The sequence below is a fragment of the Fictibacillus arsenicus genome, from assembly GCF_001999465.1.
GTDB lineage: Bacteria > Bacillota > Bacilli > Bacillales > Fictibacillaceae > Fictibacillus > Fictibacillus arsenicus.
Window position 1 is genome coordinate 118,815 of record NZ_MQMF01000004.1, and the last position, 18,947, is coordinate 137,761.

Sequence of the window (18,947 nt, forward strand, 5' to 3'; positions counted from 1 at the left end):
CCAAAGGATTCCTACAGCCTCTCCTACAAATGTTTCAAAGTTGGTCTGAATTGTCGCTAAGAACTCTTTCATCTTTACCCCCTTGAATATTTAACAGAAAATTTACTCTATTTGTAATTATAAGACAAATCATATATGATTACAAATTGTGACAGGTTTCATCACTTAGGTATTTTCTATTATGATATGAAAAGAAATGAGAATACAAGATAAAATTCTTTCCAGTATGGACATTTGTATCTTTAGTAGCTTACAAGTTACTAGTTGAATCCCAATAACAGCCATTTCCATAGTAGAATGTAATCGAAAATGTACACATACAAAAAAACAGCTGTCTTGTTCAGCTGGTTTTAATTTTATTGCATTATTTTTTTACTGAGACTTATTAACGATAGTCTTTAACTTTGATTTACGGATAATCTGATTGATCACCTCAGAAAATACAAGTCCTATCGCAATCGATCCTGAGATCATAAAAGCTTTTGCAGCTAAATTAATAGCGAGATTGTAATCATTCTGCACGAAGTTTCTCATGGCATTGTAGGCAATCCCCCCCGGAACAAGCGGTATAATACCTGCAACACTATATATGATGACAGGGGTTTTATACTTTTTAGCAAAATATTGTGAGGCGATCGCTATGGAAAATGCTGCGATCACTGTCGCCAGCACCATATCCACCCCATTGGCTTCTAAAAGAAAATAAAAAATCCAGCCGACCATTCCGACAAGGCCGCAATGAAATAATGAGCGTTTCGGTCCGTTAAAAATAATAACAAAAGCCGCCGACGCAATAAAACTTGTGAGTAGCTGTTCAATAATCGTCATCGTGAACGCTCCTTTCTAAAAGAATGAAAATGTGACGGCGATTCCCGCCCCAATAGCAAATGCAGTTAAGAAGGCGTCTGCACCTTTTGCGAGGCCGGATATGAGGTGCCCAGCCATCAAGTCACGCACGGCATTTGTAATCAATAAACCGGGAACGAGCGGCATAACTGATCCTATTATGATCTTATCCAGCTCACCGCCAATACCAGTTGAAACAAAAAAGAGAGCCTGCAAGCCTATGAGCAGCGAAGCCGAAAACTCCGAGAAAAATTTAATCGGTACGAGCTGATGAAAATATAGCAGCGAAAGAAAACCTAATCCGCCAGTTACGAATGCCGGAAAAAAGTCCCCCCAGCTTCCTTGGAACATGATTAAAAAACAGCCAGATGAAATGGCAGCGGCAAGAACATGGACCCAGAGAGAATACGGAGAGCCAGACTCACTGATTTTCTTCAATTCTTTATAGGCTTCCTCGATCGTGTACTCCCCAGCACTTATTTTACGGGAGATTCCGTTGACACTCGCTACTTTTTCTAAGTCAGTTGTCCGTTCAATAATCCGGATCAGCTTTGTTTTCGTAGGTTCATTTCCTTCAACTGAAAAAAGTATACCTGTCGGTGTTACATATGGGTGTGATTGATGAGCACCAAAAGAAGCTGCAATGCGCATCATCGTATCCTCTACCCGATACGTTTCCGCTCCGCTTTGCAGCATAATTTTACCTGCTAGCAAACAAACCGCCATTATGTCATATGTTTCTTGTCTTTCCATCTCCATTAAGCATACTCTCCAATTTCGTACTTACATTCATTCTGCCCAAAATCGAACATTTAATATTTTTACAGTTTAACTGATTGGAGTATAGAGGGCAATGAAGTTGAACAAGTTTGCAAATGTTACTAGAATAAATTTAGAAGTGTGATTTGCCATAAACATCAAATAGATAGTTGAAAGCATCTTCTCTTTCTGATTTCTTTCTTATAAATCCGCTTTTTTCATGCAATGTGATCGGGAATGATGAAAATAATATTATCGTACCGCATAAGAAAATTAAACTCATGATACCTGCTAAAATCACCATGATACATTCCTCCTTTTTCTTAATAAGCAGAGGATAATTTATGAAACGCGTTTCAAAGCAAGAAAAACTTTTTATAAAAGAAGGTCTGATTATGGCAAATATAAAAGATATCGCAAAAATGGCCGGAGTGTCAGTTACAACCGTTTCACGAGTCCTTAATGATTATCCATATGTGAGTGCTGAAAAAGCTGAAGCAGTGAGACAAGCCATGGAGAAATGCAATTATCAGAGGAATATCAATGCGGTGCATTTAAGCAAAGGAAGAACCTTTTTAATCGGAGTTGTGGTTCCCTTCTCAAACCATCCCTATTTCGGCTTGCTTATTGAAGGAATCGCGAATGCAGCTTTAAATAACAACTACAAACTTGTTTTGATCCAAACGAATTATGAGGAAGAAAAAGAAGTCGAAGCTTTGACCATGTTAAAAGATAAGCAAATTGATGCGCTTATCATCTGTTCGAGGATATGTGATTGGGGGATAATCAAGGAGTTCATTGAATACGGGCCGATTGTGCTCTGTGAGGATGCGCGCGAAAAAAACGTTTCTTGTACTTTTGTTGATCATTATAAAAGTTTTTCTTCTGCTTTACATTATCTTTATGGAAAAGGACATTCGAGAATCGGATATTGTATTGGGAGACAATCCGGGACGAACAGTGAACAGAGAAGTGCAGCTTACACTCGTTTTTTAGAGGAAAATTCATTATCCTTCAATCCCGATTTCATATTTTCTGGGTGTTTTAATTTTGAAGACGGAGAGAAGATTGTAACTGATTTGATGCGGATGAAAGAACGTCCCACCGCTCTCCTCGTTACGAGTGATCAGGTTGCTGCTGGAATCCTGACTTGCTGTAAGGAACATGGGATCTTTATACCGGAAGACTTAGCGATTATGGGATTCGACAACCAGCCGATCTCGAAAGTCATGCATATTACGACACTGGAAATACCGCTTGTTGAAGTAGGAAGGAAGCTATTTTATCAAGCCATGGATGGAGAGCGCGTTTCACATGAAGAGATTGCTGTTAAGTTTATAGAGCGGGAGACTGTTTAAAAGGAGAGCTAACTCAAACTAGTTGAGTTTTGTTGGTTCACGGTACGTGTTCTTTTATTTATTACACGTTCGCTCAAAAAGGCCTGAGTTTCGCTCCGAATGCTTGTCGAACCGCTCCAAACATACTGAGTTTCGCTCAAGATGCTTGTCGAACCGCCTTTAACTTGCTGGTTTTCGCTCAAACTGCCTGCTACAATGCCTTTCAACAGCCATTTTCACTTTCAAAACATATCTAAAATACTATAACGAAAGGCGCTATTTAATAAAGAGACCCAAAAGTACAATAAATTACTCTTGGGTCACTCTTTTTATTAATTTATTTGTACTTTTATTGGTTCTAGGTTAATTCTATTATCCTTACTTACAATCTCCGGATAAACCATTAAGTATTTTACATCTTCTTTAATTTTGCCCAATGCTGCCTCACTTCGTTTAGTGATTACACCCTGGTTTTCAGTTACTTTTATATCCCCATTTTGTCTAAGCTGCACCCTTCCGCCCTTATCATCTAGCACTTTCAAATTCACATGTTCTTCAATACCATCCACTTGGTGTATAGATATATAATCTAGCGTCGCCGTTGCCTTTCCGACCGACAGCGAGGTTATTTCAATTTTATGTGCACCGTCTTTTGAAGCTCCTGTTGCATTTAATTTAATTTTTTTCATAGGAAGCTGCGTAACCGGAATATCAAACTTCCAGGTTCCTTTTTTGTTTGCTATAAGATTAAACGTTAAGGACAACGTATAATTCTTTGGCAGTTTTTCACCTGGCAATTCAAATTCCATTGCGGCAACATAACTACCGTCTTTTGCTTTTTCAAACCCAGTTTTCGTACCCGGAAGCTGTTCTTGATCACTTCCACTGAAAGAATAACCCGCTTCCGGGCTGCGTTCCTTATCCATGGCCTCCAAAGAAAGGTCTTCACCCTCTGCTTTTATGGTTACTCCAATAACATTTCCATCATAAAAAGCACTCGTTACCGTAACATCTACCCCGTTACTTGTTGCTTTCTCATTAATTTCTGTTACTAAGTTGCTTGCAGCTAGCTCTTTTCCGATTTCAAGGTTCAGCTGTTCATAGAGCTTTCCGATCAATGGTACGTCAGCTAATACTGTATTAACGGGCGAAAAGACAAATCCTGAAGCTAAAACAACAGTTGCAGCAGTTCCTGTAACCCACGCAGATACCTTCATTCCGGATTTCACTTTATTTCTGCGCTTTATCTTTCTGCCTGCTTTCATACCATTTCGAATCGCATTCATAATTTCATCTCTCGGCAATTCTTCATCTTTTCTATCAAACCATTCTTTGTCCATATGATCCTGCTCCTTCCAGTAAACCTTTTAGTTCCGCCTTCGCTCTATGAAGGTAAGTTTTTATAGTCCCCTCTGGTTTTTGCATCTTTTCGGCAATCATTTTTATTGAAAGGTCATGAAAATAGAATAAGATAATCACCGTTTGATAGTTTTGATCCAAGGTTGATATGGCATTAGTCAGGTCCAGATCCTCTTCAGGGCTGTAACTCGTATTTTCAGTCAGGCTATGTATAAACGCCTCACCTGTTAAGACTGTTTTCTTCTTTTTTTGAAGCATCTCATAAGCTGTGCGAATTAATATTTTCACAAGCCACGTACTAAAATATTTGGGTTCTTTTAATTTATGAATTCCTACAAAAGCTCTGCAAACTGTTTCCTGCAGTACATCGAGTGCGTCTTCTTTATTACGGACATAAAGATATGCTGTTCTGTATAACTTGTCGCTTTCCTGTTTAATCAGTTGTTCGAAAGCATCTTCGTTTCCTTTTATCGCTTTTATAACCGTATTTATATTTAGCAAGTCCGTGCCTCCTTTCACCTATTAGAGGAACTGTTCACGGAAAAAAGTTTCAAATTTATTCTAAAGCGGTTATTCCTTATAAGAATCGGTTAATCCTGCATATTGTAAATGGCGAGTTTACGGTACGTGTTCTTTTATTTATTACACGTTCGCTCAGAACAGTTGAGATACGCTCCAAATCCTTGTCGAACCACCCCTAACATGCTGTTTTTCGCTCAAGATGCTTTTCGAACCACCCTTAACCCACTGATTTTCGCTCAAGTTGTAAGATTTTCATACTTATCAACACAATAAAAATGCTCAACAGGTAACATTCAACCTGTTGAGCCGCGTTTTATATCTATAATCTTCCTTTTTCACTTAGATTCTGTAATGATCTGCTTTCCAGTTATTAATCGCTTGTTTAATTTCTTTTGGCTTCATGTTTTCTGCAGCAGCTTTTTCTGCTAATCCTGGAAACTCGTTGTCTGGTGCAAAACGCAATGCCACGATCTGTCCGGGTGTCAGCTTCGCGTCTAACAATTTACCTGTTAACACGTAATAACGCAGGTTCTCTTCAGCACGAATGGCTCGGTCTTGCGCTTTCAATGGGTATAAACGCAGCAGAGCAAAAGTAACCGCCAGACTCAGTGACATCACTACAAGAACAACGCCTAAAAAAGTATCCTCCGCTTTGAGCAGATAAACAATACTTGCAACTAGTCCCCCAACTACCAGCAAACTCAACACATAATGATAAATCGGGTGCATACGTGTATGATTTTTAAAGTCTTGTGTCTCCATCTTTTCTCCTCTTTCTCTATGAAATTACTCCCACTTAAATGTAAAACTTGCGGCAATAAACGCTCCAACGAGCCAGCAGCCTAGAATGATCGCTTCCATTCCAAGATCCATGAATGACGCCCCGACGTTCATCGTTTCACGCAGTGCATGACTGAGATGAGCAATCGGCAGAATCTGAACGATCGGCTGCAGAAACTCCGGCATATCTTTTATGGGGAAAAACACACCGCCTAAGAACAGCATCGGAAATGAAAGAAATCCCGCAATCGGTCCCGCACTCTCAGGAGTCTTAGCAATACCTGCAATAATAAAACCGATCGCCATAAACGCTAACGTTCCGAGCGTTACAAAGGCGATTACCGTAAGCCATGAGCCACGCACCTCAATTCCAAAGACAGCCCAGGCAACGCCAAGCACAATCATCGCCTGCAAACCGTTCAGCATGAAGCGAGCGGTAATCTGCGCAGCTATAAAAGTGGATGCCTTCAATGTTGTTCCTTGCATCCTCCGCAATATACCGCGCTCACGCCACGAGGAAATCTGACCGGCCACACCGTTCATGTTGTTGCTCATGATCATCATCGCCACGATCCCAGGAACAAGAAAGTCTATGTAACGGAGATTTAACGCTTCAACACCTTTAGAATCTGTCACAACAGCAGGCTTGTAATCTACCTGCTTTTTACTGATCGTATCTACCGCATTATTCACGAGCTGCAGCCCAACTTGGGAAACTGTTAAATTCGTCTCGTTATAATAGACTGGCAGTTTAAATGGCTCAGCATTCCCGCCTGCCTCCACACTCTTGCTATAGCCTTCAGGAATGGTAACGACAAGCTGCAGATCACCATCTTTCAGCTGTTGTAACATGTCTTTTTCATTCGAACTTTTCTCAATTGAAATCGCTTTGTTTTTCTTAAGTTCCTCCACTAAAACCTTCGACTGCTCACTTTTGTCTTGATCAACTACAGCTACAGTCAAAGAGATGCCGTTGCCGTTTCCTAAGAACGACCCGAGCATAATCATTAAAAAAATCGGAAAAGCGAGCGTCCAAAATAAAACTTGCCGGTTTCGAAGGAAAATCCGGAGCTGGGCTAAAGTCAGTTGATAATATGCTCTCATCCTTCTCTTAACCTTCTTCCTGTCATATGAATAAATACATCTTCAAGCGTTGCCGTTCTTGTTTGCAGATCTACCAGCTTCAGTTCTTTTTCAGATGCTGTAGCTATTAAGCTAGTTAGTGTTTTTTGCAGGTCATCCGTGTACAAGATATGTACATCTTTCTGGCTTCCTACCTGTTTAACGGCTTCAATCTCTTCTAGCAGCACGTCCGCTTCTTCATCAAACCGGAACTCAACGGCACTGTCGGACTGCAGATTCTTCACGAGCTCACCAGGCGTATCGAGTGCAATTAGCTTTCCTTGGTCCATAATCGCGATCCGGTCACACAGGACATGCGCTTCATCCATATAGTGAGTCGTCAGCACGACCGTTTTGCCACGGTCTTTCAAACGCAGAATAATATCCCACAGCGTCCGTCGTGCTTGCGGATCCAAACCTGTTGTCGGCTCATCCAAAAAGATAATCTGCGGATCATGAACGAGTGCCAGCGCAATCGCAAGACGCTGCTTCTGGCCGCCTGACATCCCTTTAATTCTGCTGTTCTTTTTCTCCGTTAAAAGCATATCCTCAATCAGCTCTGGAATCGATATGTGCTCACGATAAAAACTGCCGTACAGATGAAGGATTTCTTCCACCGTCAAAAGTTCAAAAAGTGTTGTAGATTGAAGCTGCACCCCAATAACTTCTTTCACTTTATCGAGCTCACGGGTAATATCAAACCCGCCAACAATTGCTGTTCCCTCATCTGGTTTACGAAGCCCGACCAGCATCTCAAGTGTTGTTGTTTTTCCGGCACCGTTCGGACCAAGAAGACCGAATACTTCACCTTTATGTACGGAGAATTCACTGCCATCCACTGCAGTAAAATCTCCATATCGTTTAACCAATCCCTGCACTTTAATAATTTCTTGCAAAGACTCCATTTTTCACACTCCAAACCTTTATCACTGCTTTTTGTTTTTGCTGCAGCCAAACATACCTTCAAATCTTGACCATATCTGTTTTAGAGCATCCATCCACTCGCATGCGCCATCCATCGAATCTGGTTTTATAGAGTAATACCTGTAGCGCCCTTCTTTCCTTTGCGTTACAAGACCCGCATTCTCTAAAACTTTTAAATGCTTTGAGATCGCCGGCAGCGACATATCAAAAGGCTCTGCTAACTCCTGGACACTCCTTTCTCCTTTTGATAGCTGCTCGATAATACTCCTTCTTGTTGGATCTGATAAAACAGAAAACACATCATTCAAATTATCAGCATTATATTTAACCATTTGGTTAAGTATAGTGCGAGGCAATAGAAGTTGTCAATTTATTCCTGTACTAGCTATAGGTGTATTCGATTTTCACAGTAGCGGTAATCTTATTTTCTCCAGGCTGAATCGGTGTTCCGGTGCTTTGAGCCAGTGTTGCTGCTTGAAACGGTATAGGAGTTGGCGGCAGAGGCTGCGACAGCTCTTGAACGACAATCGGAACTGGCTGAAGTATAACTTGCATTGCCCTCGCCATAGACACTGCCTTTTGCTGTGCGTTTTGAATAGCTGCAGTTAATGCTTGATTATAAAAAACGTCTGGATTCGATACAGAAAACTGAATAGACGAAACAGAATTAGCACCGCTTGCGACAGCTTGATCAATCACTTGCCCGGTTTTGCTAATATCTTTTACAGTAACTTGAAGCTGATGTTCCACGCGGTATCCGCGAAATGTCTGCTGACCGTTTTCGTAATTATACTGAGGTTCGATCCGATAAGAAGAAGTTTGAATATCTTGCTGAGGAATGCCTAAAGACATCAATGCGTTAATAACAGATGATGTTTTAGAAGCATTTTCTTTTTGGGCCGTGCTTAAGTTCATGTTCTCGGTAATGACCCCGATTGTTATCATCGCCTGATCTGGTACTGCCGAAACGGAACCTTCACCAGTAACGGTTAATCGATTTAATTTTGTCTCGTCATTCTGCTGTCTAAATCCCATATTTTGATACCCCGGGTAGCTGTAATACATAGCAAAGCCCCTTTCACAATCTATTCCATAAAAACTATGCGGTGGCAGTTGATAAAAGAAGGATAAAGAAAAAAGCATCTGCCACAATAGTGACAAACGCTATTTAAAAAGAAATGATCGAACGGTATGTCCGTTTCGGCCAATCGTCGTTTCGGCTGAAGATAACGAATTAAGTATAGCTTCCTCTGTTGCTTCTGCAGCAGCCGTGAAAATTTCGTTCATTACTGGGAGATCTTCCCGGAGCTGAGTTCGTATTTCAATTTCTTTTTCATGAAAATGAGAGATCTTATGTGCCGTCGAAAAAGCAATCACAATATCCCCGCTGCCGTTTCCAAAGTGGCTGCCTGTTCGGCCAAGTCCAATCCCGCATCTTTTAGCCACTCGTAAAAGCTGTCTGTCGCTTAACGGCGCATCGGTCGCGAGGACGATCATAATGGAGCCATCACTCGTTTCCGATATCCCCTCTGTCCCATCACTTTTTAAATGAGAGTATTTAAATTCTTCCTTCTTGCCAAAATTACTAAGCACGAGACAGCCTAACGTGTACTTAGATACGATGCGCGAAGAGGTTCCTATTCCACCTTTATGACCAAAGCAGATCATCCCTTTTCCAGCCCCAACTGCACCTTCCACCGCAGCTTCATCGTTTGCCTTTCTAATAGCCTCGGTCGCGTGCTCCGGTTTTACAGGAAAATGTCTGATCGAATTCAGATAGCTGTCATTGCATTCGCCAACAACGACGTTCACCGTACCCGTCGTGTCGCCAATCTCAGGATTTTGTTCCAGCATGTACTCCAGCGTTCCTTGCGTAACAGCCGGAACGCCAAACGTGTTCGTCAGCATGATCGGAGACTCCAGAACTCCAAGTTCATTCAGCTGAACAAGACCTGTCGTTTTGCCAAAACCATTAATTACATAGCTTGCAGCTGTCACTTTTTCTTGAAACAGATTGCCTTCGTGCGGCAGAATTGCCGTAACGCCTGTGCAAGTGTAATCGTTATCGTTAATCGGATAGTCCAGCGTGACATGACCGACCCTCACGCCTTCTACATCGGTTATACAGTTTTTCTTCCCTGGAGAAAGAGTTCCAACGATCATTCCCCTGTCGCGAACCTTCATTACTTACACCCCTGGTTTTTATTTTGGAAGATAGTTTAAGAAGTTTCGATGTGCAAATCCTTTTACTTCGTCTTCTGAATAATGTTTTAACAGTTCATTAATTAAGTTCTGTGTTTTAGAAGCGTCCTCGAGATCCACAATGTGTGAAGCAATCCCGTCAAAATCAGAGCCTAGACCAATCTGTTTCACACCGCCAAGTCCGCAGAAGTGATCGATATGCTTAATCAAATCTGAAATACTTGATGGACCTTCACTTTTTGTAAAGGGAGGGTTATAAACAACATGAACGACTCCGCCTTTTTGAAACATTTCCTTTGCCATCTCATCAGTAAGGTTTCGCGGGTGCTCACACAAAGCACGAGAATTTGAATGACTTGCTAAAGGGTACTTCGCGATTTCCATCACGTCCCAGAATGCCCGGTCACATAAGTGGGATACGTCGGTCAGGATTTTATGCTGATTATTAAACCGAACGATTTCTTTTCCGAATAAGGTCAGCCCTGCTCCGCGCGGTTCTTGTGCCCCGTCAGCTGCAAGATTCGCATGATTCCACGTAAGTCCGATCAGACGAACGCCAAGCTGATAAAGAATGTTCAGCTTTGTTAAGTCATCACCAATCGCTTCCACACCTTCAAGCGTCAGCACCGCACCGATCTCACCATCTTTTACAGCGGCAAGTTCACTCCAATCCTTCACATGCTTCATCTCTGGATTTTTGACAAGTACTTCACGGTAAAAGTAATCAATCTGATCTAGTGCAGCCTGAAATTTTTGATCTGATGGAATGAAAGGCTCTATGAAAATAGCAAAGAACTGAACTTTAACCTTTCCTTTTTGAAGTCTATTTTTATTTGTTGACAGCTCAGGAGCATCGGCATATCGCAGATTTCCTTTTGTTTCCCAAAGTTTTAGTAATGCATCACAATGTAAGTCAATAACATTCATGTTTAATCCCACCGTTCATTTGAATATTTATCTCATCATTATAAGGTTAAGGGCAGTCAAATATAATCCCTATCTCATAAAAGAATACGTTTAGTTGAAAATTATTTTTGTTATAATGTAAAGTATACTTTAGTTTACATATAAGGAAAGGCTTGATACGGGATGGAGAATAGTTCTTCTAATTTTATTAAAACAATCATCCAAAGCGATCTGGAATCCGGAAAGCACAAGAAAGTTATTACACGCTTCCCTCCAGAACCTAACGGATATCTTCATATTGGACATGCAAAATCGATCGTCATCAACTTCGGGCTTGCTGATGAGTTCGGCGGGGAAACAAACCTGCGTTTTGATGATACAAACCCATTAAAGGAAGACCAAGAATACGTTGATGCTATCAAGAAAGATGTTGAATGGCTAGGCTTTGAATGGGAAAATCTTCGTTATGCTTCCGATTACTTTGAAGAAATGTACACGCGCGCTGTACTTTTAATTAAAAAAGGAAAAGCATATGTGGATGACCTTAATGCTGATGAAATCCGCGAATACCGCGGGACACTGACTGAGCCTGGTAAAGAAAGTCCTTACCGCAACCGCTCTGTTGAAGAGAACTTGGATCTTTTTGACCGCATGCGTAAAGGAGAGTTCGAAAACGGACAGAAGGTTCTTCGTGCCAAAATCGATATGAGCTCGCCAAACATTAATTTGCGCGACCCGGTTATCTACCGCGTATCTCATGCTACACACCACAACACAGGTGACACTTGGTGCATCTATCCAATGTATGCCTTCGCTCATCCGATCGAGGATGCGATTGAAGGCGTGACGCACTCGCTTTGTACAACAGAGTTTGAAGACCAGCGTCCTCTTTACAACTGGGTAGTTGAAGAGTGTGAAATGGAAAGCAAGCCTCAGCAAATCGAGTTCGGCCGCTTAGGTCTGATAAATACGGTAATGAGCAAGCGTAAATTAAAACAGCTTGTAGATGAAGGGTATGTTGATGGATGGGATGATCCGCGCATGCCGACAATCTCTGGCTTGCGCCGAAAAGGCTACACACCTGAATCAATCGTTGAATTTGTAAAAGCTGTTGGAGTATCAAAAGGTTCTGGTGCTGCTGATACGGCGATGCTTGAACACTTCATCCGTGAAGATTTAAAAGTGAAAGCACCTCGTACGATGGGTATCGTTGATCCGCTTAAAGTGGTTATCACAAATTATCCTGAAGGCCAAGTTGAAATGCTGGATGCTGAGATCAATCCAGAAAACGAAGAAATGGGAACACGCCAGATTCCATTCTCCCGTGAAATTTATATTGAGCGTGAAGACTTTATGGAGGATCCTCCGAAAAAGTACTTCCGCCTCTTCCCTGGTAACGAAGTTCGCTTAAAGCATGCATACTTCATTAAATGCGAAGATTTTATAAAAGATGAAGACGGCAATGTGGTTGAACTTCATTGTACGTATGATGTTGAAACGAAGTCAGGCACTGGTTTCACTGGACGCAAAGTAAAAGGAACACTTCACTGGGTTGAAGCTACACAAGCTGTTCCAGCGGAGTTCCGTTTATATGAACCATTAATTCTGGATGCTGACATGGAAAACGAAGAAGACAGCGAAGGTAAAACATTCTTGGATTACGTGAACAAAGATTCTCTTATCGTAAAACAAGGATTTATCGAAGCAAACATGAAGGACGCGAAGCCTCATGACAAGTTCCAGTTCTTCCGCCACGGCTATTTCAACGTAGATCCAAAGCAAACAACTGATGATAAAATCGTATTTAACCAAATCGTTTCATTAAAGAGTTCGTTTAAGCTATAAAAAGTATCAGGCTGTCACTAGAAGGCGCTTAATGTGCTTTCTGATGTCAGCCTTTTTTGTTTAACTAATACTTCATCTTTTCAATAGGAACAGTGACTAATTCAATATTTTTAAGACTGTCTTTACAATTTGTTAATACAAAGATAAATTCATCTTGTTTATTTTGTTTTTCTATCCCATTGCATTTGTATTCCTCAACAAACTTTTTATCAACAGTATGATGTACTTTTAAGCTATCGCCGTCATAGGTAATTTTCTCAACAGACCGTTGCCCTTCAATACCATATTTTATAAAAGTTAGCTTAGATTGTGTTTGATCTTGAACATCCTTTAAAAAAGAATTGAAACCCATCGGATTTTTAAACTCACCATTTTTATCTTCAACACGTATTGCTCCAAGATTATCACAGCCTGAAAAAAAATAGCACCTGCTAATAAAACAAATCCAAATAGTTTCATGAACTTCTCCTTTACTTGCTTTTGGGAGGTCTCTCCCCATATTGCAGCTCTCGAATACTCAACCCAAAATCCATCTCCAAATGCGGATAATCTTTAAAACCAACCCAGTCTCCGCCCCATTCAAAGCCTAGCTCTTTCCCAATACGTACAACTTCCATCCAGTCTGACTTTCCATTCTTATTATCATCTCGCTCTAAGTCCCACACGACCGTTCCGTCTTTTAACTGAAGTGCAAAATCTATGGCTAGACCGTAATTGTGATACGACTCTCCGCCTTCTACATGTGTAACAACTGTTCCTTCCGTACTTCTGCCGCGGGCATAAAGTTCATCCTGTTCTTCCGCTGAACGGAAATCATCTGTTATCACAACCGCAATACCTTTTTCGGCGGCTCTCTGAATCAGCTGATCTCTTTTTTCAGCAACGATCGGGTGAATCTCAGTTGGCATCGGAACATTCTTTTTTCTCATCTCATCTATGATTAGAAAAACTAGAAAGCCTAATAAAGACACAAATACCACTCTTGTTATCCATTTCACTGAAGCAAATCCCCCCAGAATCTAGCATTCTATTTTCATTTTAACGTATGTGTACTGGAAATGTTTCACTATACTCTATATCTATGAAATAAAGACATAAAAAAAGACCAGGTTTAACCCCAGTCTATGAAAAAATATTAATTTTCTTTTGAAGCAAGTGCTTGAGCAAGATTTGATTTAATAGAAACTTCATCGAAAGAAAGTCCGAGCTGTGTTGCGGTTAAAGCAATTTCCGGTCTGATTCCTGATAGAGTAGATTTTACCCCGATTAACCCAAGTGTTTCTATTAAAGAGAAGATTTGCTGCGCAACCATCGTGTCGATAATCAAAACACCAGATAAATCGATTAAGAGATGAGAGATATTTTTTTCTGTACATTGCTCAAGAGTACTCTCTACGATTAGCTTTGCCCTTGCCGTATCAATCACACCGATCAACGGAAGGAGCCCCATATGATTATTAAGTGCAATAACCGGAGAACTCAATTCATTAATCATTTCCTGCTGAGCATGTAATTTCTCTTCACTGTATTTTTGGTTTTCTTCAACGAACCAAGTAACAATTTTATTAAAGGTATTGATTATAACCTCGTTCCAAGAATCAACAACATCTTGAGAATATTTACCTCTATCAAGATTCACAAACTCCTTTACGAACCCAAGATACTGTCTCTGAACCTTAAAGAATTCTTGCATGATTCCTGTCACAGGTGTATTTAAGTGCTCATCATCCTTTGCAATCATGACTACCCATGGTTCAAAGTCTTTTAGAAACTCTGATTCCTCTTTAACAAAAACCTCACAAAAATGCAGATGGAATTCATGATTCTGCTTTTTTAATGTCCTTATGGTTTCAGGAATTGAAGAAGCATAGACTCCCGTGGCTTTGCTTTTATCAATAGAAGCATACCATTCCTCAGTCATTTGCCATGTCTTATCAATTAAAAAAGAATGCAGTTCCTTGTCTCTATGCATTTCTTTTACACTCTCCCTATTTACCATACTCTCTCTATCATATATCGAACTTTTCGTCTTTACAATTTTTAGGATTGTTAATCCTCATCCTTTGCATCCCAGTCTTCTGGGATTGGTTCACTCAAATATTCCTCTACTAATTTTTTATATTTTTCAAGCTGTTCAAAGTGTGTGTTGAACTGCTCCTTGTTTATCAAGTGCTGCGTTCCATCAAAGATCGTACGGATTTTCTTTTGCTGAACCAAACTTTCTACTACCGGTTCAGGTATCGATAAATACTCTGCTGTTTCTTTTATTGTCATGTACATAATTATTATCTTCCCTTGTTTAAACATTTGTTTACCTAAGATTACTTCATGAGGGCTATGCTTTCAATATACCCGATTAGTAAAAAAAGACCATACCAAATCTATTGGAATGATCTTCGTTTCATCAACAGTTGATTACTCATTATCAATGCGAACATTAACAAAATAGCATCCACAAAACCATAAGCTAAATCATAACTGCCTATATGGAATAGAAAGCTTCCTAGTAACGGTCCGATCGACATCCCCATATAGCGAAAAAAGTTATATGCACCGATGGCAGTCGCCCGGTTCGTCTGGAATTCCTGTGTAAGCAATGCAGTCTGCACAGGCAGAGACATTCCCAAAAACAAGCCAAATAAGCTGATCGACACAATTAACATATTAAGCGAAACATCCGATACCAGAATGAAGAACAATAGAGACAGAACATTAAGAAAAGCTGTGCCTACAACTACTTTTCTTTCGTCAAAGTTTCGCAGCTTTCCACCAAAGAAACTTCCAGCAACAATTCCCAGTGATAACGGAAGAAACACAAGTCCTTTTTGCTCTACAGATAAGCCATAACGTTCGCTCATAATTCCCGGTAAAAATACCAAAAAGTTATACAGCGCGTAGTATTGGATAAAACCGATTCCGATTACTGAAAATCCAATTCGATTTTTTAGAATGTTAACAAAATCTGTAAACTTAAAGTTTTGTTTCTTACTTTCTTGTGGCTTCGTTTCTTTTAAATATACAATGTTACCTCCGAGAACAATTAATCCCACACATAATAAAGCCACAAAAATGATTTGAAAATCAAACGAACCACTTAAGAATCCACCAGCCACGGGACCAAAGACCGGACCAAGCGAAACCATCATCTGAAAGGTTCCCATCGGCTGAATGCGGTCTTTTCCTTCAAAAATATCACCTATCACCGTTACAGCTACAACAGAACCGGCTGCAATACCAACTGCTTGCAAAGAACGAAAAACTAGCAGTGACTCAATTGACCCAGAAAGAAAACAGCCAACCGTTGCGACCAAGTAAATTAAAAGACCCGCGAGCATTACTTTACGCCGCCCTATAGAATCCGTTAAAGGCCCATAAACCATCTGCATGAGCGCTAAGAAAATCGTATAAATGGATATCGAAAAATTAACTAAAAAAGAAGAGGTATGAAGTTCTTTAGTCACTTCTGGAATGAGAGGGACATAAATGGTCTGTGAAAAAGGACCAAGGAAAGCGGTAAAAGCGACAAGATAAACCAATAGAGTTCGGTGTTTCAATCTGAAAACTCCTTGCTGTATGAAATAAAAAAGTCCGCTGAAATCGATCCAGACAGACTTACTCCAATGCTTGAACTCTTAAATTATACACCTTATTAATCTTTTTTAAAAAAGATTAACATTTTATCCTTTTTAGTTTACGGTTAATTTCATTTAATAATGTTCTTTACACAGGATATGATCAGACTTTGAGACTCCGTCATAACTAAACATCTAACACCAACATAGCTGACTTCGAACGTGAAACACAAGTTAAAATCCTTGATTGGCTTTGTTTTTGGTCTTCACTAAAAAAAGAATCATAGTGTGCAATTTCGCCTTCTACAACCTGGAGTTCACATGTACCACACCTGCCGACCCTGCATGAATAAGGGGCTTTAATCCCTTTGTTCAATAGTGCTTCAAGCAAAGTCTGATCCCTCGCAACTTCAACAAGAGTTCCATCTTTTAGTTGAACATTAAAGGGTTGCATATCTTTAGGCTGTGGCGGGGTAAACCTTTCAGTATGTACAGCGGATGGAGGATACCCTAGTTGATACGCTGACTCAGTAAGGTCCGATATAAATGATTCAGGACCACAAAAATAAACGTGAGTTCCGATTGGGTGTTCTTCTAAGGAAGATGAATTAATCCGCTCCCTTTTATTAGAAAAATAGAAACGGTATTGATTAGGATAATGTTCCTGAAGAAAATCATAGAATGCACAAGCTTCCTCCGTTTTAGAAGCATAGTAAAGTTCGAATGAAGAACCTCTGGAATGAAGTTCATTCATCATCGATAAAAATGGTGTAATTCCGATTCCAGCTGCATAAAAAACATGATGCTTTGCTTTAAAGCTAAGAGGAAAGTGATTCTTTGGATAGCTGATCTGGAGTTGATCGCCGACTTTCATTTTTTCATGCCAATATCGTGAACCTCCTCTTGAAGTATCACTTAACCTGACAGCAATTTGATAATGTTTAGTATCATCGGGATTACTAGTTAAAGAGTATTGTCTGACAAGCAATTCTCCATGTTCAATATATGTAGAAATATGAGCACCCCCTGAAAACTTAGGGAGCAATTCTTCATTAACTGAAGCCAATGTAAACCTCCTTATAAATTCATTTTCCTGCTCAATCGCTTTAACATAAACTGGAATCGTTTTCTCTTTATACAAAACACCCACTCCTAAAGTTTTGCCACAAAACCTAAGAAGGCATTATGAAAAACTGAGTAATGATCGGATATCGATAGTTCTAAACCGCATTGGCTACAAAGAATATCAGCTTGAACATCAGCCGTTTCATTCATTCCATGACAACGGCAGCAAAAAATTCTCTTCACTTTATTGCCATACCCGATGTATTGCGTTTCTTCCTCAGTAAAACCTATTTCTTCAGCAGTCTTTCTAACTTTCTCCAGTTCCGCATAAGGTAATGCTACATAGAGGTGCGTCCCCATTTTTTGCTTCTTTAACAATTCGCCTAGCTCCAAACAATCTTGGTTTTCTACAATTTTAAATATTTCATAAGGTCGTCCTTCTTCTTTTACCTGTTCTATTACATTGAATAAAAGCTTTATGCCCTCTTGATCGCTACAAAACACATACTTTCTTTTACCAGGAACAAAAACTGCTTCGGTCATACTACTTTCCCGCTTTCTAGCTTTTCACTTAAATATTTAAGAACCTCATTTTTATAAAGAGAAATCCCTTTATAATCGGTTATATGCGGTGGAAGTTCGGATAGAATGTCATGAAACTGCTTCAACCATTCCCGGTTAGAAACTAGATTTTCAAGAGAAAGCAAATGAGTGTTAATCGTAAAAAGAATACCGTTCGTTCGAGGCAACCTGAACAGCTTCTGCACTTCTACACGAATATGAACAAGCTCTCCTGCATTCTCTTTTGTAACCTGTTTACGAAGTTTCCCCCACTGATCAAATGTCTCAAGGGAAGTGTCCAGCCTGTCTCCAGCCATCAGCGACCAGTTTTTCCTCTCCCATGGGTTGCCAGCTTCAAGCCTCATAAGGAATTGCAGAATTCGATCATCCAGTCCTTCTTCTTTAAATCCGGGAATTGGGTGGTGAATGCACTTAAACTTCATGCCTAAGTTAAACGCAAGCGACCAGTTAGCAGGAAAACAAAGCTGACCTGCATCGAGATACAGATCACCGTCCCGCTGCATCATAAGTATTAAATCCTCTTGCACGTGCCTGCTTATAAAAGCTAAAGGCTCCTCAGGAAATGTTGATTCACCGCCAAACGTGAACTCCTGCTTTTCTTCTAAAATTTTATTGTTAAATGTCCATTTTGAACCCTTTTTTTCTACCGAAAACTGATCTGGATACTGAGCAGCAAGATGATCAATCACCAGCTCAACAATCTCCCACTGTCCAGTAATGGTGTGTGGTAGTGATTGATAGCAGCGTTCAGCATGATGATTCAAAAGAGTACGCTTTAATTGCATCTCTTCTATATAATCTGGAGTGACTTCAACACAAAGTGGCGTCTTCATAGGTATAGAGTTATTGGAGTAACGGTAGGTTGAACCTTTAAATGGATAAGGAAAGCTCTCTAGATTATTAATCCACTTCATGTCTTCACCCTTTACAGAATATTCTTATAACTTTAATTGTATAGATTTTAGATATGAAAGACTAGGAAATTATGAAAAACGCAATCCATTTATCACCACATAATTTATGTTGTTAGTATTAATTACTTGTAAAAAAGATTAATAAACCATTTTATGCCCATGAAACAAATATTCCATTACGAACACTTTTATTAAATTCTGAATTTTAGAAA

At 40.0% G+C, this 18,947-nt stretch carries 22 protein-coding genes; 2 read left to right on the forward strand and 20 right to left on the reverse strand.

The window, feature by feature from the left end:
• Positions 1 to 372 precede the first annotated feature (372 nt).
• From UN64_RS16830 to UN64_RS21015, 3 genes are all read right to left on the reverse strand, one after another.
• Positions 373 to 828, reverse strand: a complete 456-nt coding sequence (locus UN64_RS16830; RefSeq protein ID WP_077364908.1) for a threonine/serine exporter family protein — start codon at positions 826 to 828, stop codon at positions 373 to 375.
• Positions 829 to 843: 15 nt separating this feature from the next.
• Entirely contained in the window at positions 844 to 1,605 is a 762-nt protein-coding gene (locus UN64_RS16835; RefSeq protein WP_077364910.1) for a threonine/serine exporter family protein, read from the reverse strand.
• A gap of 133 nt (positions 1,606 to 1,738) precedes the next feature.
• Positions 1,739 to 1,909 (reverse strand): hypothetical protein, encoded by a 171-nt coding sequence (locus UN64_RS21015; RefSeq protein WP_171978955.1) that lies wholly within the window; start codon positions 1,907 to 1,909, stop codon positions 1,739 to 1,741.
• 91 nt (positions 1,910 to 2,000) lie between these two features.
• Here UN64_RS21015 and UN64_RS16840 point away from each other — a divergent pair, with 91 nt between their 5' ends.
• Positions 2,001 to 2,963, forward strand: coding sequence for a LacI family DNA-binding transcriptional regulator (locus UN64_RS16840; protein WP_077365195.1), 963 nt, complete (start codon positions 2,001 to 2,003; stop codon positions 2,961 to 2,963).
• Positions 2,964 to 3,274: 311 nt separating this feature from the next.
• Here the strand turns inward: UN64_RS16840 and UN64_RS16845 are convergent, their stop codons facing one another.
• From UN64_RS16845 to UN64_RS16885, 9 genes are all read right to left on the reverse strand, one after another.
• Complete coding sequence (locus UN64_RS16845) at positions 3,275 to 4,282, reverse strand: DUF4179 domain-containing protein (protein ID WP_077364912.1); 1,008 nt, start codon at positions 4,280 to 4,282, stop codon at positions 3,275 to 3,277.
• Positions 4,263 to 4,802: a sigma-70 family RNA polymerase sigma factor gene (locus UN64_RS16850; protein ID WP_139343176.1), complete on the reverse strand. Its 540-nt coding sequence runs from the start codon at positions 4,800 to 4,802 to the stop codon at positions 4,263 to 4,265. The genes UN64_RS16845 and UN64_RS16850 overlap by 20 nt, the downstream gene beginning before the upstream one ends.
• Before the next feature lie 360 nt (positions 4,803 to 5,162).
• Positions 5,163 to 5,585 (reverse strand): DUF6526 family protein, encoded by a 423-nt coding sequence (locus UN64_RS16855; RefSeq protein ID WP_077364914.1) that lies wholly within the window; start codon positions 5,583 to 5,585, stop codon positions 5,163 to 5,165.
• 24 nt (positions 5,586 to 5,609) lie between these two features.
• Positions 5,610 to 6,707, reverse strand: a complete 1,098-nt coding sequence (locus UN64_RS16860) for an ABC transporter permease (RefSeq protein WP_077364916.1) — start codon at positions 6,705 to 6,707, stop codon at positions 5,610 to 5,612.
• Positions 6,704 to 7,630 carry an ABC transporter ATP-binding protein gene (locus UN64_RS16865; protein WP_077364918.1) on the reverse strand — a complete coding sequence of 309 codons (927 nt, stop codon included), beginning with the start codon at positions 7,628 to 7,630 and terminating at the stop codon, positions 6,704 to 6,706. Before UN64_RS16865 ends, UN64_RS16860 begins: the two co-directional genes overlap by 4 nt.
• A gap of 21 nt (positions 7,631 to 7,651) precedes the next feature.
• On the reverse strand, positions 7,652 to 7,957 hold the full coding sequence (locus UN64_RS16870) for an ArsR/SmtB family transcription factor (RefSeq protein ID WP_486598928.1): 306 nt from the start codon (positions 7,955 to 7,957) through the stop codon (positions 7,652 to 7,654).
• 73 nt (positions 7,958 to 8,030) lie between these two features.
• Positions 8,031 to 8,714, reverse strand: coding sequence for an SIMPL domain-containing protein (locus UN64_RS16875; protein ID WP_245802065.1), 684 nt, complete (start codon positions 8,712 to 8,714; stop codon positions 8,031 to 8,033).
• Positions 8,715 to 8,813: 99 nt separating this feature from the next.
• Positions 8,814 to 9,833, reverse strand: coding sequence for a DmpA family aminopeptidase (locus UN64_RS16880; protein WP_077364922.1), 1,020 nt, complete (start codon positions 9,831 to 9,833; stop codon positions 8,814 to 8,816).
• An 18-nt stretch (positions 9,834 to 9,851) separates the two neighbouring features.
• Complete coding sequence (locus UN64_RS16885; protein ID WP_077364924.1) at positions 9,852 to 10,778, reverse strand: dipeptidase; 927 nt, start codon at positions 10,776 to 10,778, stop codon at positions 9,852 to 9,854.
• A gap of 162 nt (positions 10,779 to 10,940) precedes the next feature.
• On the opposite strand from UN64_RS16885, the gene UN64_RS16890 reads away from it, so the two are divergent.
• On the forward strand, positions 10,941 to 12,602 hold the full coding sequence (locus UN64_RS16890; protein WP_077364926.1) for a glutamine--tRNA ligase/YqeY domain fusion protein: 1,662 nt from the start codon (positions 10,941 to 10,943) through the stop codon (positions 12,600 to 12,602).
• Between the two features lie 64 nt (positions 12,603 to 12,666).
• On the opposite strand, the gene UN64_RS16895 is transcribed toward UN64_RS16890, so the two are convergent.
• From UN64_RS16895 to UN64_RS16930, 8 genes are all read right to left on the reverse strand, one after another.
• Entirely contained in the window at positions 12,667 to 13,101 is a 435-nt protein-coding gene (locus UN64_RS16895; RefSeq protein WP_077364928.1) for a hypothetical protein, read from the reverse strand.
• On the reverse strand, positions 13,073 to 13,600 hold the full coding sequence (locus tag UN64_RS16900) for a M15 family metallopeptidase (RefSeq protein ID WP_281249470.1): 528 nt from the start codon (positions 13,598 to 13,600) through the stop codon (positions 13,073 to 13,075). Before UN64_RS16900 ends, UN64_RS16895 begins: the two co-directional genes overlap by 29 nt.
• A gap of 137 nt (positions 13,601 to 13,737) precedes the next feature.
• Positions 13,738 to 14,574: an STAS domain-containing protein gene (locus tag UN64_RS16905; RefSeq protein WP_077364930.1), complete on the reverse strand. Its 837-nt coding sequence runs from the start codon at positions 14,572 to 14,574 to the stop codon at positions 13,738 to 13,740.
• 77 nt (positions 14,575 to 14,651) lie between these two features.
• Entirely contained in the window at positions 14,652 to 14,882 is a 231-nt protein-coding gene (locus tag UN64_RS16910; protein ID WP_077364932.1) for an excisionase family DNA-binding protein, read from the reverse strand.
• 101 nt (positions 14,883 to 14,983) lie between these two features.
• Positions 14,984 to 16,156 (reverse strand): MFS transporter, encoded by a 1,173-nt coding sequence (locus tag UN64_RS16915; RefSeq protein ID WP_216352798.1) that lies wholly within the window; start codon positions 16,154 to 16,156, stop codon positions 14,984 to 14,986.
• Between the two features lie 205 nt (positions 16,157 to 16,361).
• Entirely contained in the window at positions 16,362 to 17,315 is a 954-nt protein-coding gene (locus UN64_RS16920; RefSeq protein WP_077364934.1) for a PDR/VanB family oxidoreductase, read from the reverse strand.
• 11 nt (positions 17,316 to 17,326) lie between these two features.
• Complete coding sequence (locus UN64_RS16925; protein ID WP_077364936.1) at positions 17,327 to 17,782, reverse strand: dimethylamine monooxygenase subunit DmmA family protein; 456 nt, start codon at positions 17,780 to 17,782, stop codon at positions 17,327 to 17,329.
• The gene (locus tag UN64_RS16930; RefSeq protein WP_077364938.1) at positions 17,779 to 18,735 is read right to left on the reverse strand and encodes a heme-dependent oxidative N-demethylase family protein; all 957 of its coding nucleotides are present in this window, start codon (positions 18,733 to 18,735) and stop codon (positions 17,779 to 17,781) included. Before UN64_RS16930 ends, UN64_RS16925 begins: the two co-directional genes overlap by 4 nt.
• Positions 18,736 to 18,947 lie beyond the last annotated feature (212 nt).